13 protein-coding genes are annotated in these 15,241 nt (G+C 44.1%); 11 read left to right on the forward strand and 2 right to left on the reverse strand.

From position 1 onward, the window contains the following. Positions 1 to 171: 171 nt before the first annotated feature. Positions 172 to 1,830 carry a PucR family transcriptional regulator gene (locus MKY87_RS01610; protein ID WP_340962619.1) on the reverse strand — a complete coding sequence of 553 codons (1,659 nt, stop codon included), beginning with the start codon at positions 1,828 to 1,830 and terminating at the stop codon, positions 172 to 174. A 202-nt stretch (positions 1,831 to 2,032) separates the two neighbouring features. Here MKY87_RS01610 and MKY87_RS01615 point away from each other — a divergent pair, with 202 nt between their 5' ends. The 9 genes from MKY87_RS01615 to MKY87_RS01655 all read left to right on the forward strand — a co-directional run bounded on the left by MKY87_RS01615 (position 2,033) and on the right by MKY87_RS01655 (position 11,089). Continuing rightward, a complete protein-coding gene (locus tag MKY87_RS01615; RefSeq protein WP_340962621.1) occupies positions 2,033 to 3,265 on the forward strand; it encodes an amidohydrolase family protein in 1,233 nt (410 codons plus the stop codon). A 50-nt stretch (positions 3,266 to 3,315) separates the two neighbouring features. Beyond that, positions 3,316 to 4,536 carry an amidohydrolase family protein gene (locus MKY87_RS01620; RefSeq protein WP_340962622.1) on the forward strand — a complete coding sequence of 407 codons (1,221 nt, stop codon included), beginning with the start codon at positions 3,316 to 3,318 and terminating at the stop codon, positions 4,534 to 4,536. A 332-nt stretch (positions 4,537 to 4,868) separates the two neighbouring features. Beyond that, positions 4,869 to 5,801 carry an ABC transporter permease gene (locus MKY87_RS01625; RefSeq protein ID WP_340962623.1) on the forward strand — a complete coding sequence of 311 codons (933 nt, stop codon included), beginning with the start codon at positions 4,869 to 4,871 and terminating at the stop codon, positions 5,799 to 5,801. A gap of 41 nt (positions 5,802 to 5,842) precedes the next feature. After that, complete coding sequence (locus MKY87_RS01630) at positions 5,843 to 6,700, forward strand: carbohydrate ABC transporter permease (RefSeq protein ID WP_340962624.1); 858 nt, start codon at positions 5,843 to 5,845, stop codon at positions 6,698 to 6,700. 191 nt (positions 6,701 to 6,891) lie between these two features. Then, on the forward strand, positions 6,892 to 8,250 hold the full coding sequence (locus tag MKY87_RS01635) for an ABC transporter substrate-binding protein (protein WP_340962626.1): 1,359 nt from the start codon (positions 6,892 to 6,894) through the stop codon (positions 8,248 to 8,250). 16 nt (positions 8,251 to 8,266) lie between these two features. Continuing rightward, a complete protein-coding gene (locus MKY87_RS01640) occupies positions 8,267 to 9,229 on the forward strand; it encodes an amidohydrolase family protein (RefSeq protein ID WP_339783618.1) in 963 nt (320 codons plus the stop codon). A gap of 278 nt (positions 9,230 to 9,507) precedes the next feature. Next, positions 9,508 to 9,990, forward strand: coding sequence for a MarR family transcriptional regulator (locus MKY87_RS01645; RefSeq protein WP_339783616.1), 483 nt, complete (start codon positions 9,508 to 9,510; stop codon positions 9,988 to 9,990). 20 nt (positions 9,991 to 10,010) lie between these two features. Beyond that, positions 10,011 to 10,586 carry a nitroreductase family protein gene (locus MKY87_RS01650; RefSeq protein WP_339783614.1) on the forward strand — a complete coding sequence of 192 codons (576 nt, stop codon included), beginning with the start codon at positions 10,011 to 10,013 and terminating at the stop codon, positions 10,584 to 10,586. A gap of 17 nt (positions 10,587 to 10,603) precedes the next feature. Continuing rightward, positions 10,604 to 11,089 carry a nitroreductase family protein gene (locus tag MKY87_RS01655; protein ID WP_339783612.1) on the forward strand — a complete coding sequence of 162 codons (486 nt, stop codon included), beginning with the start codon at positions 10,604 to 10,606 and terminating at the stop codon, positions 11,087 to 11,089. Positions 11,090 to 11,119: 30 nt separating this feature from the next. Here MKY87_RS01655 and MKY87_RS01660 read toward each other — a convergent pair whose 3' ends face one another. Beyond that, positions 11,120 to 12,082, reverse strand: coding sequence for an NAD(P)-dependent oxidoreductase (locus MKY87_RS01660; RefSeq protein ID WP_340962627.1), 963 nt, complete (start codon positions 12,080 to 12,082; stop codon positions 11,120 to 11,122). A 474-nt stretch (positions 12,083 to 12,556) separates the two neighbouring features. Between MKY87_RS01660 and MKY87_RS01665 the strand changes: the two genes are divergently transcribed. Beyond that, positions 12,557 to 13,303, forward strand: a complete 747-nt coding sequence (locus MKY87_RS01665; protein ID WP_340962628.1) for an ABC transporter ATP-binding protein — start codon at positions 12,557 to 12,559, stop codon at positions 13,301 to 13,303. Beyond that, positions 13,287 to 14,915: a hypothetical protein gene (locus MKY87_RS01670; RefSeq protein ID WP_339783606.1), complete on the forward strand. Its 1,629-nt coding sequence runs from the start codon at positions 13,287 to 13,289 to the stop codon at positions 14,913 to 14,915. The genes MKY87_RS01665 and MKY87_RS01670 overlap by 17 nt, the downstream gene beginning before the upstream one ends. The last annotated feature ends 326 nt before the right edge of the window (positions 14,916 to 15,241 follow it).

Genomic DNA, 15,241 nt, shown 5'->3' on the forward strand with positions numbered 1-15,241 from the left:
CGCTCGCGATTATACTCTCCATGTTCCTGCAGAACGGACAAGGACGCTCTACTAGTACCGTGCTCATATTGCTGATAACATTACTTTTGTTCCGGTGATGTAAGGTAGATTAAACGCTCGGAATAACTTTGTGTGGGAATAGAGCCTTACTAGACGATTTCTCACTTCGTCTTATTGAAGTAGCAGAGGTTCGATGGCTATCGCTATGCGGATTCGTAAGCTTTCAGTTGGATCTTTGAGTTTCACACCCAAGAGTTTCTCACACTTTTCCAGTCGATACACCACCGTATTTCGATGAACGAAAAGTTGCTTGGATGTTTCGACAAGCTGGCATTGTGTATCGTAAAAAGCGTTCAAGGTGCGCAGCAACTCTTTTCTTTCATGTTCGTCTGCAATGTGCAGCAGGCCGTTTAAGGTCGCGTCGTAAAATTGTTTCAATTCGTTGTGGGGAAGCATGTGGAATAAATATCCGATGTCCTTGGCTTGGTAAGATTGGACGAATCGCTTGCGTTTTAACCAGTAGCCGAATTGCAATGCATTAACCGCTTCTGTATAAGAATGACGAACGCCGAGTACATTTGTTGCAGGTTTGCCAATGCCGATAGACAGACTCAGTCCAGTCTCATGATGCAGCTCTTTAAGCATTCCTGACAGCTGCTCGGTGATTTTCGCCTCATCCCACCCACACTCAGGGATAGATAATAGAAGACAGTAGGTATCATGTTTGGTAAACATGACGAAGGAATGATCTAACCCACCAAAAACACGTTTGATGTGCTCGTATTGCTCTTCTTGCTCCGTGATATTATCTCCTTTTGGAGGCACCGAACCTTCGTGATTAGGAAATCTTTGATGCATGTGATGCACCTCGTCATTACGCATGGTCAGCACGACACTTGCACGCCCCTTGTTAAGCCCGCATCTCTTGCCGCGGTTCAGCGCCTCCTGCTCAGAAGTGATATATCCCTCAATCAGATCGGAAAAGAACTCGTTTTTGTGTCTGCGGGAGCGCTCTTTGACAGCCTGTGATTTGGTCAGCTCCATTCCAATGACGTTGGAGGCCTGCTCAAGCGTCAGACCAAAAAGGCCAGTCCATTCATCCGGGGAATGAAAGGATAACAAATAGCCTTCGTGGCGGTAAGTTTTCACCGGATATATTAACATGCAGCAACGCTCTCGGACTGATGTGTTGATGAAGCACAACGAAGTAGGACTAGAAATATCGGACAAGTCTTGAAGTGTATTTACAGCGACTGCAGTGAGTTCAGCAATACTTGTATTCTGGCTGGAAGCGGAGATGGTTTGCCATTTGTAGTTTAACAGGATGACTGGGGATGAGAACAGTTTGGACAGGGAATCGATAATGCTGGAAATTCCTTTGCCACGCATGATCATCTCGGAGAATTTTTTGTGGATGCTGAGTGCATATTGAAGTTCGTCACTCTTGTTATTCAGAATCACACTGGTCGATCGCTGCAAAATTTCGCCGAGGGATAGGCGGACATCGGAAATTTCGATGATGGGAAATTCGTTCTTGTCCGCTTCCCAAAGTATTTCATCAGGGATCGGCAATTCAAAGCGCTTGGTTTTGATAGCCAACCCCGAGCAATGAAGACGCTGCATGTCTCTGATTAGATGAATAAACATCTCTGGCTGCTGCTTCATGAAAAAGCCGTTGGTCAGCAAGAGCTCGTTCGGCCTTAGAAAGCGAATGATATCCGGACAGTCCATAATATTGACCGTTTGAACCTCACGTACTAGACCCTTATGCCCCGTAATCACTCTGGCATCATCGTAAATGCCGTTTTTCAGCAAATCTGTCAGCAGCACATCGACCCATCCCTTTCTGGAACAAGTTATTTTATTGTTAAGTAATATAACACTACGATCATGTGGAGTAAATATCTTTGGTTTGATCATCCAAGATTGCTAATTATTTTTATCCTTTTCATCCAATGATTTCTCATAAGGAGTGAATTATGCTTAAAGTGTTTCTTGCGTGTAATAAAAGCGTACATGAACGGAGGATGTAATGATTGATCTACTTATCACGGATACGGTAATTTCCGGGGATGAAAGGCGAATGGATGTCGGGATATCCTCAGGCAAGATTGCATTTGTCACGCCGTGCGGGGAAAGCAAAACCGAAGCGTCTCGTGTAGTGCAGGGCAAAGGGGGCTTATTGCTGCCCGGATTCGTCGAACCGCATATTCATTTGGAAAAAGCATATTTGCTGGATTCCATGGATCGGGAGGCGGAGTCTCTTCAGGACGCAATTCGGATAACATCCAAACTGAAAAGTTCGTTCACGAGGGAGGACATGTACCGGCGCTCGCTGGTTGTCATTCGAGAAGCCGTCAGGAATGGTGTAACCCATATGCGTTGCCATGCAGAGGTTGATCCGGTTCTTGGACTCAGAGCTGTCGAATCTGCTCTTCGTCTCAAACAATCCTTAAAACATCAACTGGATTTACAGGTAGTTGCCTTTCCGCAAGAAGGGGTGTATAAGAGTCCGGGGACTGCTGAGCTGATGGAAGAGGCCATTCGTATGGGAGCCGATGTGATTGGAGGAATCACGTATCAGGATGCAGACCTGGGGGAGCACTTGGATTTTGCATTTGGTCTGGCAGGGAAGTACGGAAAACCGCTGGATTTTCACGCGGATTTTTCGGTGGATTCCAACGACCGTGCCGTTGTGGAAATTGCAAAAAGGACAATTGTTGCAGGAATGCAGGGGCATGTAGCGGCCGGACATGTAACCTCGCTCGGTTCCCTCCCTGAACACGAAGCTTTGGTTATCGGAGAACTTCTGTGTCATGCCGGGATCAGCATCATTACGTTGCCGATGACAGACCTCTTTTTGAATGGAAGAGAAGGCCCAGAAGGACATCATAGAGGTCTCACTCCCGTGAAACTGCTGCAGGATTGTGGAGTGAATGTGGCAATTGGCGTCAATAATGTGCGCAACCCATTCACGCCGTTTGGCAAGGCAGACCCGATTGAGGCTGCCTGGCTATTGGCGATTACTTCGTACATGGGTAGCAAACGGGATGCGCTCATCTTGACCAACATGCTGACGCATAACGCGGCACAGGCGTTAGGCATTGATAATTATGGCATTAGGGTCGGCGCTCCGGCTGATATGGTATTGTTCCGAGAGCGGTCGGAAAGGGAAGTTCTGCTTAATAAACCCGAGGCCCGCACGGTTTGGAAATCGGGATTACAGGTAGCTTGTACTGACTCAAAACCTTTGGAATTACCGTAGTCGTCGGAAGATATCGAAACAATTTGATTATGATGTAAGGGGATGGAGTCATGGAGAAAGGGTTAACACTCGTAAAAAATGTCAAATGGTCGGAAAACCTGTTTGATCTAACGATTAATCAAGCAACTGGACTTATTGTCAGCATTGAGTCTGCCGGAACGGATGCGGATCTCACATCTGTAAATATTGCCGGTAGGGCGACAACCGTCATTGATGCGGATGGGCTCCACTATGTACCACCAATGGCAGATATGCATACCCATCTGGACAAGCATTTTATTGGGGAGCCGTGGAAGTCTTTGCAGCCTTTTGTCACACTGCCCGGCCAGTTGGAATTTGAGAAAAGCATGTTGGGAGAACTACCGACCGGGGCGGGAGAACGTGCGAAACGATTGTTGGATTTAATGCTTGCTCAAGGTACAACGGCAATCCGCACACACGTTGACGTGGATCCGCAAATTGGCCTCTCTCATCTGGAGGAGATCTTGGAAGTACGTGAGATGTACCAGGGACGCATCGATATGGAAATTGTGGCGTTCCCCCAGCAAGGCCTGCTTCGATCTGACTCCGTTTCCGTTATGCGGCAAGCGCTTCGTGCTGGAGCTGACTATGTTGGTGGTGTGGATCCGGCCGGACTGGACCGCCGGGTGGATGCCAGTCTGGAAACCATGTTTGAACTTGCGACAGAATTCTCTGCGGGCATCGACTTGCATCTGCATGACCCGAGTCATCTCGGAATATACACGATCAGCCGCTTCGCCGAACTGACAGAAGAAGCCGGTATGTCCGGCCGTACCGCGGTAAGCCATGCCTATTGTTTGGGCCAGGTTGGGGAAACGGAGGTGCGCTCACTCGCAGAAAGGTTGTGTGCGACCGGCGTAGCCATCATGACGAGTGTGCCCATTGACAGGCCTATGCCCCCCATCAAACTGTTGATGGAAACGGGCGTGTCCGTGCATATCGGTTCCGATAACATTTTGGATTCGTGGAGCCCATTCGGAAATGGCGATATGCTCTCCCGTGGGTCACGTCTCGCTGAAGCATCCGGTTGGGTGGAAGACTTCTGGCTGTTAGAAACGTACAAGCTTATTTCCAATGCGCCATTAACTCCAAAAGTAGGTGAACGAGGCACTTTCTCGTTGGTAAATGCCATAAATGCGATGCATGCATTGGCTGCAGCACCTCCACGCGAAGCTGTATTTTCGGGTGGTGTGCTTGTTGGTGGTCGAATGTTTCCGAACAGCAGACAGATGGCAGCCATCCATTCGTAACAATCTTTAATATACATGAAGCAGCGCATCCTTTTTCAGGTGCGTTGCTTTTTGGCATGAAAAGGCTGATCACATGACGTATAAAACGTTGCTTAATGCAGTGCATGTCATAAAACATTACATTTAAATTGAGATAGGCTTTTCTTTTGGTGTAACAATCCAAATGAAATCATTTTTTTTAGTGAATCACACCAATGACTGAGGCTTACTTACATCGTATTATTCATATAAGAACAATTTTAAGTCACATAAACTGACATTAATAGAATAGGAGGGATATTGGAGGAGTTACACAAAACAAACATCATTGTTACGAACAGGGGGAGAGAGACATGCGTCGAGGTTTCCATGCAAACCGCATCCAAAACATTAGAAAGCATGGGCTGTTATTGGTCATGATTTTACCAGGCATCGTCTATCTGTTCATCAACAATTACTTGCCCATGTTCGGCATTGTAATTGCGTTCAAAGATATCAATTTTGCAAAAGGAATCTGGGGAAGTGACTGGGTAGGCTTCGATAATTTCGCCTACCTGTTCCAAACGCAGGATGCTTGGGTGATTACCCGTAACACGTTACTCTACAACGGCGCATTTATCGTGCTTGGAACAGTGCTCTCCATAGCTGTGGCTGTATTGTTAAACGAGGTAAAGAAGCGATTCGCCTCCCGACTGTACCAAAGCATCATTTTGCTGCCCTATCTGATCTCAATGGTCATTGTCGCTTACTTGGTTCTGGCATTGCTCAACGAGGAAAACGGATTCGTCAACCATTACGTGCTTCCTTTGCTGGGGATTGACCCCGTGTCGTGGTATGCGGATTCCGGTAAATGGCCCTTTATATTAAGTGTCGTATATCTGTGGAAAAACGTCGGTTATACATGCATTGTTTATCTGGCCTCAATCGTAGGCATCAGCCAAGAATATTATGAATCCGCTACGCTGGACGGAGCATCCAAGTGGAGGCAAGTCTGGAGCATTACCCTTCCTCTGCTTAAACCCACGATCGTCATTATGGTGCTTCTTGCAGTGGGACGCATCTTCAATTCCGATTTCGGATTGTTCTATCAGGTTCCGCTGAATTCGGGTGCACTGCAAACGACTACCGATGTCATTGACACATACGTTTATCGTGGATTGATGACTTTTGGGGATTTTGGAATGTCATCCGCTGCCGGACTATACCAGTCCATTGTCGGTTTTCTGTTAGTATTAACGACCAATGCGATCGTTCGTCGCAAAAACCGGGATTTGGCGCTGTTTTAGCTAAGGGGGAGGACAACATGTATTCAAATAGGATATATCAAATGGCTGTTCACCTCGTGCTCATCATGATGGGAATCGCTGCAGTGTTTCCGTTTATACTTCTGATATCCGCTTCTCTAACCGAGGAACAAGCCATTATCAGGGATGGTTATCGTTTGTTACCAGCTCAATTCAGCTTCGATGCTTATGTGTATCTGTTTAATCAATATTCGTTGATTCTGCGGTCGTATGGAATTACGACGTTCATCACGGTCGTGGGCACGATCGTTGGATTGCTGATCACAACCCTGGTCGCTTATCCGCTATCCAGAAATGTGCTTCCATTTCGTTCGTTCCTGTCATTCTTCGTATTTTTCACCCTGCTTTTCAATGGGGGGCTGGTGCCCATGTACCTGGTTTATACGGACCTCTTCCATTTGAAAGATACCATCTGGTCGCTAATCATCCCGAATTTACTGACCAACGGGTTCTACATTTTGTTGATGCGCAGTTTCTTTTCCACATCCATTCCCGGCGAAGTCGTGGAGTCAGCCTATGTGGATGGAGCCAACGAATGGGTTATTTATTGCAAAATCGTTCTCCCGCTTGCTCTCCCAAGCCTGGCAACCATTGGTCTGATGCTCATGATTTCGTATTGGAACGATTGGTTTAACGGTCTGATCTTCATCAATGATGGAAGCCTCTACAGCATTCAAAACCTGCTTAATCGAATGTTGTCTGATGTCCAGTACTTGCAGCAAAACAGTTTGTCTGGCCAGACGGCTGTTGTCTCATCCGTACCTCTCGGCAGTGTGAGAATGGCTATTGCCGTAATCGGCGTGTTGCCACTGATCGCAGCGTATCCGTTTTTCCAGAAATTCTTCGTCAAGGGATTGACCATTGGTGCCGTAAAAGGTTAGTCATGCTTCGTATCCAAGATGTCTCATCCAAAAGCAAACACGGGGAGTGAATGAAGATGTTCAGAAAAAGATTACCTGCGGGTTTCATAACGGTAATGTCCTTAATTTGTGCGGCCCCTCTATTGTTGACGGCATGCGGAAATCCAGACAGTAAGGAGGGAGCAGAACCTGGGAAAGCTTCAGCAACAGATATGTATGAAGTGGTCATGACGTATCCGGCTTTTGGGGATGTAACAGATGTTAAGGAAATTCAGGAAGCCATCAGTGATATTACAGCAGAAAAGGTAGGCGCCACCGTGAAGCTCTTGCCTGTTAATGGATCGAACTATGCCAATCAAATGAACTTGATGCTGGCGGGCAGCGAGAAACTGGATCTGGTGTATACCAGCGTTTGGTTCGGCCTTGAATCCCAAATCGGCAGGGGACAGTTACTGCCCATGGACGAATCGTTGAATGAATTTGGTAAAAAGATACTTGAGGCTGTTCCGGAGGAAGCCGCAGAAGCCGGGAAGATGAATGGCGAAACATATGGCGTTCCCAGCATTAAAGCTTGGGCACTTTCTCCCAGTTTTGTGATGGACAAAGAGCTTGCCGATAAGCATGATATTGACCTTAACGCCATAAAAACCTGGAATGATATCTCTGCTGTATTGCAGCTTATCAAGGACAATGAGCCAGGTGTTACGCCGATTGTCAGCTATACCTCGCAGGAAACACCCGGACAAGCCATGCTGAATTTTGATCCTTTGGGAACAGCACCTGGCGTACTGGATTTTGGCGGGGAGGACTTCACCGTGCAGAATCTTTTTGCGACTTCGCGGTTCTCCACAATGGCTGACCTGATGCGTGATTGGTATCAAAAAGGTTATTTCAGCAAAGACGTCGCAACGTCACAGGAAACGGGGTCCAATCTGATCAAGGCAGGCAAAGCCTTCTCCTATATCCGGAATATCAATGAGTGTTACTCGGAATCACTTGCGGCTGGGACTGAACTTGTATGCATACCCCTTGAGGACTCGTATATGACGCGTAATAGCGTAGCTTCGAACATGATGTCTTTGGCAAGGAACAGTGAGCAGCCGGATAAGGCGATTCAAGTATTGGAACTGTTTTACTCGGACGAAGCAGTCATTAATCTGTTTACCAATGGAATTGAGGGCAAGCATTATGTTAAGCAGGATAATAACCTGATCGGCAAGCCGGAAGGTGTCACTGCAACAGGATACGATTCGAACCAATATGCCGTGGGGAACAATTTCCTGTCCTATATATGGGAAGGGAACGATCCTGACATGTGGGAGCAGTTGAGGGGCGAAAACGAGAGTGCCGTAAAATCAAGGGCGATGGGTTTCAGCTTCGACATCAATCCGGTTAAAACACAAATTACCTCGGTGGCCAACGTCCAAAATCAGTATGATGCAGGCTTTCAGACAGGAACTTTTGATCCGTCAGAACTAGGCGCTTATCTCGACAAACTAAAGAATGCAGGCGTAGAGAAAATATTGACTGAAAAGCAAAACCAGTTAAACCAATGGCTTGAAAATAAATAGAAGGAGCTGATCACGCATGTTTAATCCTGTCATTGATGTTCACCACCATATCATCTCTAAAGAAATGCAACGAAAGCAGCAGGAGTTGGGAATGGAGATTCCAAGTTTTATGCCGAAGTGGACGCCCGAGATCGGGATGCAAAAAATGGATGTATGTGACATCTCGTTTTCATTCCTTTCAGCCCCGTCAGACCTGACGTTCATCGACCAATCTTCTGCCAAAGCATTGGCACGTAAAATGAATGAAGAGCTCGCATCGTATGCTCAACTTCACCCTGAGCGGTATGGTGCGTTTGCAACGCTTCCACTCCCGGATCCCGCAGCAGCCATGGAAGAAACATTGTATGCACTTGATGTTCTCGGGATGGATGGTGTTGCAATGCTGACAAGTTATCAGGGGAAATATTTAAGCCATCCGGATTACAGCGAATTGTTAACCGAATTGGACCGACGTAGTGCTGTTGTGTTTCTACATCCCATCCTCATACCGCAAAAAATCGCTGGACTTAGTCCTGCGCTCCTTGAGGGCACCTTCGATACGACGCGGGCCGTCACTACGATGGCTGTTCATCGCATTTTCGACCAATATCCATCCATTCAGTTCATTCTTCCCCATACCGGGGGCATGGTTCCTTATATCAAATGGAGAATTGCGCTTGCCGCCATCGGGCAAGATTCGATTCAGGTTGAAACAACACCGGAACAATTTCAAGCTGAAATAGCCAAACTGGACCACCTTTATTATGATTCCACGTTGAACCTCGGCACAATTCAAAAGTTGATTGCACCTGATCGGATTCTGTTCGGAGCGGACATACCTTGGCCAGCGGACAGCGTCCTTCGTATACAGCGGGAGTCAGTATTCCATGAAGCACAGCAGATCAGCGAAGAAAACGCGAAGGCGATCGCTTATGGCAATGCCTTTCGTCTATTTCCCCGCATTTCTAAGCTTTTTAATGTAGAGAAAAAGTTAATTTAAAGTGTCAGGAAACAATAAATCAACAATATAAAGAAAGCAGCTGATCACTATGATCAGCTGTTTTCTTTAACTAACGAGCATTTTAAAAGATAATCCGTTTAAGGCATGTCTCTGTCCTGGATTATAGGGTAATGTTGTAATGTCAGAGAATATAGTTGATAAGCATTATCATTCATGTTATATTGTTCACCAGTAAACAATATATAAGAATTTCCTTGAAAAAACTATATTATTAAAATGATATTTTTGTTTACAAGTAAATAAGGAGCGATCAAAGAATGATCTCAAAAGATCGAACAAAACAGTTAGTTTATGACCAATTTATCCGTTTTTTACATGTGTATGAGAACCACAAGGATACAGAAATCGAGCATTTCCTAAGTATCGCCCAGCGTGAAAGCATCGAGAAAATCCCTCAGCATTTGACCGCGGTTCATATGATAGATTGCATAGGCAAGCATGAGCCCATTAACAACACGGGTATTGCCGAGGCGATGAATTTGTCCAAAGCAAGTATCACTAAAATTGGCAACAAACTGCTGGAGGAAGGATTTGTCAAACGTACGAAAATGAACGACAACAAAAAGGAAAGCTATTTCCGGTTGTCACCGCAAGGCAAAAAAATCTTTGAACTGCATGAACGTCTGCATATACATGAGGCTGAGCGCTTCTATCATACTCTCGACAAATATTCGGAAACGGAGCTAAAAGTAATCCATCAATTTCTTCAAGACAGCAGTATAAATATTGAATCCAGATAGAACAAAGGAGAGTGAAGCATATGAGTCTGGCGGAATTGATCAGGGAGCGCAGGAGTATTCGTAAATGTAACTCTACGCCGGTGGACCAGGAGTTAATTGTAGAATTACTGCGTAAGGCTACAAGGCTTCAACCATTTGTTCAGTCTGGCTCGTGGCGTGTAGTATATGCCGGAACGCCAGAAGCACGCAAACGGTTGGTGGACTGTATGCTGGAACAGATGTCGCAAAGCAAGCTCGGCAAGCTGATTCCAGGGAAACTTCTGGATGTTTTTAAAAAGAGATTTACCGATATTCCTGCCCACGTCATTGTTATGTCGACTGTGGGACCGAATCGTCTGACCAATGACCTCAATTATGCGGCTGCTTGCGGGGTGATGCAGAGCTTCCAACTGCTGGGCTGGGAACGAGGGTTAGGAATGTTGTGGGATACAGAGTCCATGATTCAGCATGAAGGGTTCTTCAATGGAATTGGCTTACGTGAGGATGAAAGATTCGTTGGTATTCTTCATATAGGGTATTACGACAAAGCGCCAAGAAGTCGGAAAAGAACACCAGCCGAGCAGAAGTGGACCGTATTGCGAGGACAGTCTACATAGAAGAGGAGGATGTAAAAATGAAATTGTCAGATCTGGAAGGAGCCATGGACAGTCCAAGTGAGTTTTTGGATCGACCGATATCGCAGGATCTAATCCTTGAGTTGCTCAATCATGCCGTATGGGCGCCAAATGATGGCCTCCGAGAGCCGTGGCGATTTATCTTTGCTGATAACCGGTATGGGGACTTCATGCAGGGATTACAGAATCAGGCCCCTGCGTATCTTCTGGTCTTGGTGAAGGAAGAGGCGGATAAATATAAGCGGGAAGAGGACTTTGCAGCTGTCTGCTGCCTAATTCAGAATTTCCGCTTGCTGGCTCATGAGCAAAGTCTGGGTGTGCGCTGTACCTTGCATGACTGGATGTACGACCCGAGACGTACTGAAATGTTTGGTGTACTGAGTAACGAGCGCATTGCTGCGGTTCTGGAATTGGGATACGGTGCAAATCAGTGGAAAGAAAATACGAAGTTACCTGAGACTCAACTTCATTTTGAACTGCTGTAGGGTGGCGATCAATTTTATTGCACCAAAACATCATACCTGATTGAGCTTGCTTTCAGGCTCCTCACCATTTTCTACACGTTTTATATTCTTTATAAAGAAATCATATCTTGTTTTATGAAACTTCCGACCATCAGGCATTCCTGCTGTATGGGGAGTAAGTATCACATTACCCAGATTTCGGAGCTCACTGTCAATAGGAAGCGGTTCAGATTCAAACACATCCAGGCAGGCGCCTGAAATATCCCCGTTTTTTAATGCATCAATCAAGTCTCTTTCGTTGACAATGCCGCCGCGGGCTGTATTGATAAAAAGAGAGGTATGTTTCATTTTTTTGAATGCCGCTTTGTTGATCAGCTGTTTGGTTATCTCATTCAAGGGTACATGTACACTGACTATATCCGATGTGCTTACAAGAGTATCGAAATCCGTCATTTTCACAAAACCGTCCGATTGTGCAGTGGCATTTCTCGCATACACCAGCACATTCATGTCAAAAACCCTGGAAAACGCAGCTACTTTTTTTCCAATAGCACCCAAACCGATAATCCCAATCGTTTTGCCCTTTAATTCACTCCCTGTATAGTCCAATTGATTTTCATCCATCTTGTTTTTCATGAAAGTATCAAGAAACGGTATGTTTTTATAATAAGACAATATCAGTGCCATTACGTGTTCGGCCACTGCCTGTGCATTCACACCTCCAGCATTAGCCACCCAAATGCCGCGCTGTGTACAGGCAGGGACATCCACATTATCAAATCCTGCACCTGTCTGTACCAATTTTAATTTTTTTGCGTTAGAAAGCAGGCTGTGGTCCACTTTAATATGTTCAGGAATGATTACCTGGCAATCTTCAATATGATCCAGCATTTCTTTTCCGGGCGGAATAATTACAACGTTCCAATTTTGCGGAAAACTCCTGGCAATATTTGATTTTGAAGTCTCGCTAAAATAGCCAACGATGAGAATCTTCATTGCTAAACCACCTTTCATTAGCTACCATTCCTCGAATAAAACCGTTTGATGCTCGTCATTTTATCCTTTTAATACAATTTTATCAAGAAAATCTCATCACGTTCTGTTAAACCCGAATGGAGAAGACGATTTTGGAACAGTTGCATCAAGCCAAATCTAAATTGAAGTCTGTGGGGATTAACCCGGAAACTGTTTAGATGACGCATTAATATATTGGCTATGTAAATACAAGGAATTATATCGTTCAAAATAGAATACTAGTCTAGTGTGATTGTCTATTTCCAAGATTAGTTATATTGGTCAAGTGAGACGATTCACCTCTTAAAGGGATATTAATTCTTATCCTTTTATGAAAAAAATCGAAGGGATTGATACGGATGAAAACTAAACAATTATTAGATATGAATATGAACGTGAAAAATGGTATGTATGTAACTATTGAATTCTCAGTTAAACAAAAAACGAAATGGTTTGAAAGCGAGGAACAAATAAATGGAATTGGTATTACACAATGTAGAGAAGAGTTTTGGTGAAAAAAAAGTATTAGCCAATTTAAGTTTTCAATTTGAAAAGGGAAAGATCTATGGCCTTCTTGGGCGCAATGGCGCCGGCAAAACAACGTTATTCAATTGTTTAGGTGGCGAGATCCAAGTGGATGGCGGCAAAATGAAACTCGTCAACGGATCAAAATCACGTGACTTGGAAATGGATGATGTAGGATACGTTTATTCACTGCCACTGTTACCAGAATTTCTGACGGGATATGAATTTGTACGTTTTTTTATTGATGTTAACGTAGATGTAATTGATGGACGAGGAAACAATATTGATGCCCTGTTTGATATGATGCACATGGCGCAGGATGACCGACATAAGCTCATTAAACATTACTCGCATGGAATGAAAAACAAAGTTCAAATGTTGTTATTTTTACTCCTAAAACCTACAGTGATTCTGTTGGACGAACCTTTAACTTCATTTGATGTCATCGTTGCGAGTGAGATGAAACAATTGCTACGTAATTTAAAAAAAGATCATATCCTCATTTTCTCGACTCATATATTGCAATTGGCAACGGATCTGTGTGATGAGTTAATTATTTTAAATCATGGAAGTTTAACACAGGTTTCACCCGAAATCCTTACTCAGCCCGACTTTGAAGAACAGGTAATTGAATTATTACGGCATGAAAGCCAAAATGGAAGTACGAAGGAGAACGCCGATGACGGGAATGATTAGTACAATTTCTCGCATCTGGCAGTTACAGATGATTACGCTGGTCAACCGTTTGATCTATTTCACGCAAAAGTTACCGTTTGTAGGTAATTTAATCAGTGAACAAACGTATGCCGCTGTTCGGACGAAACGTACCATCGGTGCAATTGCGGTTATTTTATTAGTTCTCGTTGGTTTATTGGAAAGCTTATTATATTTCGGGGGAATGCTTGCATTGCCCATACTCTTATGGACGGAAAATGTTAATCGTACGGAGCATTTTAACCTTTTTCTTCACATGTATTTTTGCATAAGTGGCGTAATGGCTGGGGTAACGAGTGCAAAAGTGCTGGAATTAAACAAAATGAAGTATACATCTATCCGACTTATGCGAATAAACCCAACCAAATATATGCGAGCTACGCTATTTTATCGGTATACGACATTTTTCTTCTATCAAGCGATTGCAATGACTCTGGTTGCGGTACTTTTTAAATTTCCAATGACTCAAGCATTGCTTATTGTGGGAATTATGACTTTTTGGCGAGTGACATGTGAATTTTTACATCTGGCATTATTTAAATGGAGAGGCATTATTCTTGTACAGAAAACATGGGCTACGAGTTTGAGTATGTTGCTGGCACTGACTTTGGCTTACCTTCCCTTCACAAAACTGAACCATCCTCTATTTGGATCTGTGATATTGGACCAATCATGGCTTGTGACACTGATATCGTTGTCCGGGGTTATCTGTGGGTATGTTTTATTAAAACATACAGATTTCACATCTGCAGTGCGCGCAGTAACAAACCATGCTGATCCATTGTTAAATCCAGAAATAATGATTGCTGATCTTCAAAAGAGAATGGCTCAGTCCAAAGAACATGACCTTAGCAGGCCTTCCTCGTCTAACCTTCATGTTAACGAACAGCGCACATTAGAAAAAAAGGGATACGAGCAAATACACGAAATTTTTGTTACCAGGCATACCGCTCTCCTCCGTGCACCGTTCCACAGACGTTTATTGGCTATTATGATCATAGGCATACTCCTGCCTTTGTTGGTACTCATTTTCAAAGATCATCTTTCACTAGATTCAATTGAAAGATTCTCACCTTTACTCATTATGGCTATGCTTAATCTGACAGTAGGTAACCAGATTTGTAAGGCTTTATTCTTCCATTGTGACAAGCCGCTGATGCGCTATCCATTTTACCGTCAGCATGCGAAGCAGCATTTTCTGTTACGACTTCGAAGTATATTAAGCATAAATCTAAAGTTAGGTTCTTGTTTAGCAGCTGTAATAAGTGTATCTACACTTGTATTAACTGGAGGACAGGATATAAGTTCACTACTTCCTATCTGGGTTATAACCATTGCACTGGCTGTATTTTTCTCAGTACATCATCTGTTGTTATACTATGTAATTCAACCTTATACAACGGAGTTGGAAACCAATAGTCCTCTTTTCTCATTCGTAAACGGCCTTATTTCATTGAGTTTTGTTGTGGCGATGTTTCTAGGTCCTCCACTATGGGGACTAACCGCTGTGATCATGGTGTTGACTTTAGCCTATCTATCCAGTGCTGTCCTTCTCGTAACCAAATATGCTCAAAACAATTTTAGAGTAAAATGAGAAGAAGATTCCAAAGCATTGAGTCTTAATCCCCACTAGGGCCTATGTAAAGTAGGCGGGATGAGATTCAATGCTTTTTTGATCATGAAGAGGCATTATAACTTTGTGATAAATGTTTTCCCTTTTTTATTGCAGGAAAACTTTATCTGAGCACGAAATATGTTGAAGATTATGCTGAAAAAAGTTGCTTTTTGCACAATGATGTACCCAAAACTGGATGTGTTTGAGCAAAGCGCTGGTCTGCATCCCCATAGTATATTGGTATGACAGAGATCAACCATGGCGTTGCGTTCCATGTCTGGATCAACATAGGGAACTTATATTAG

The sequence above is a fragment of the Paenibacillus sp. FSL R7-0198 genome, from assembly GCF_038000415.1.
GTDB lineage: Bacteria > Bacillota > Bacilli > Paenibacillales > Paenibacillaceae > Paenibacillus.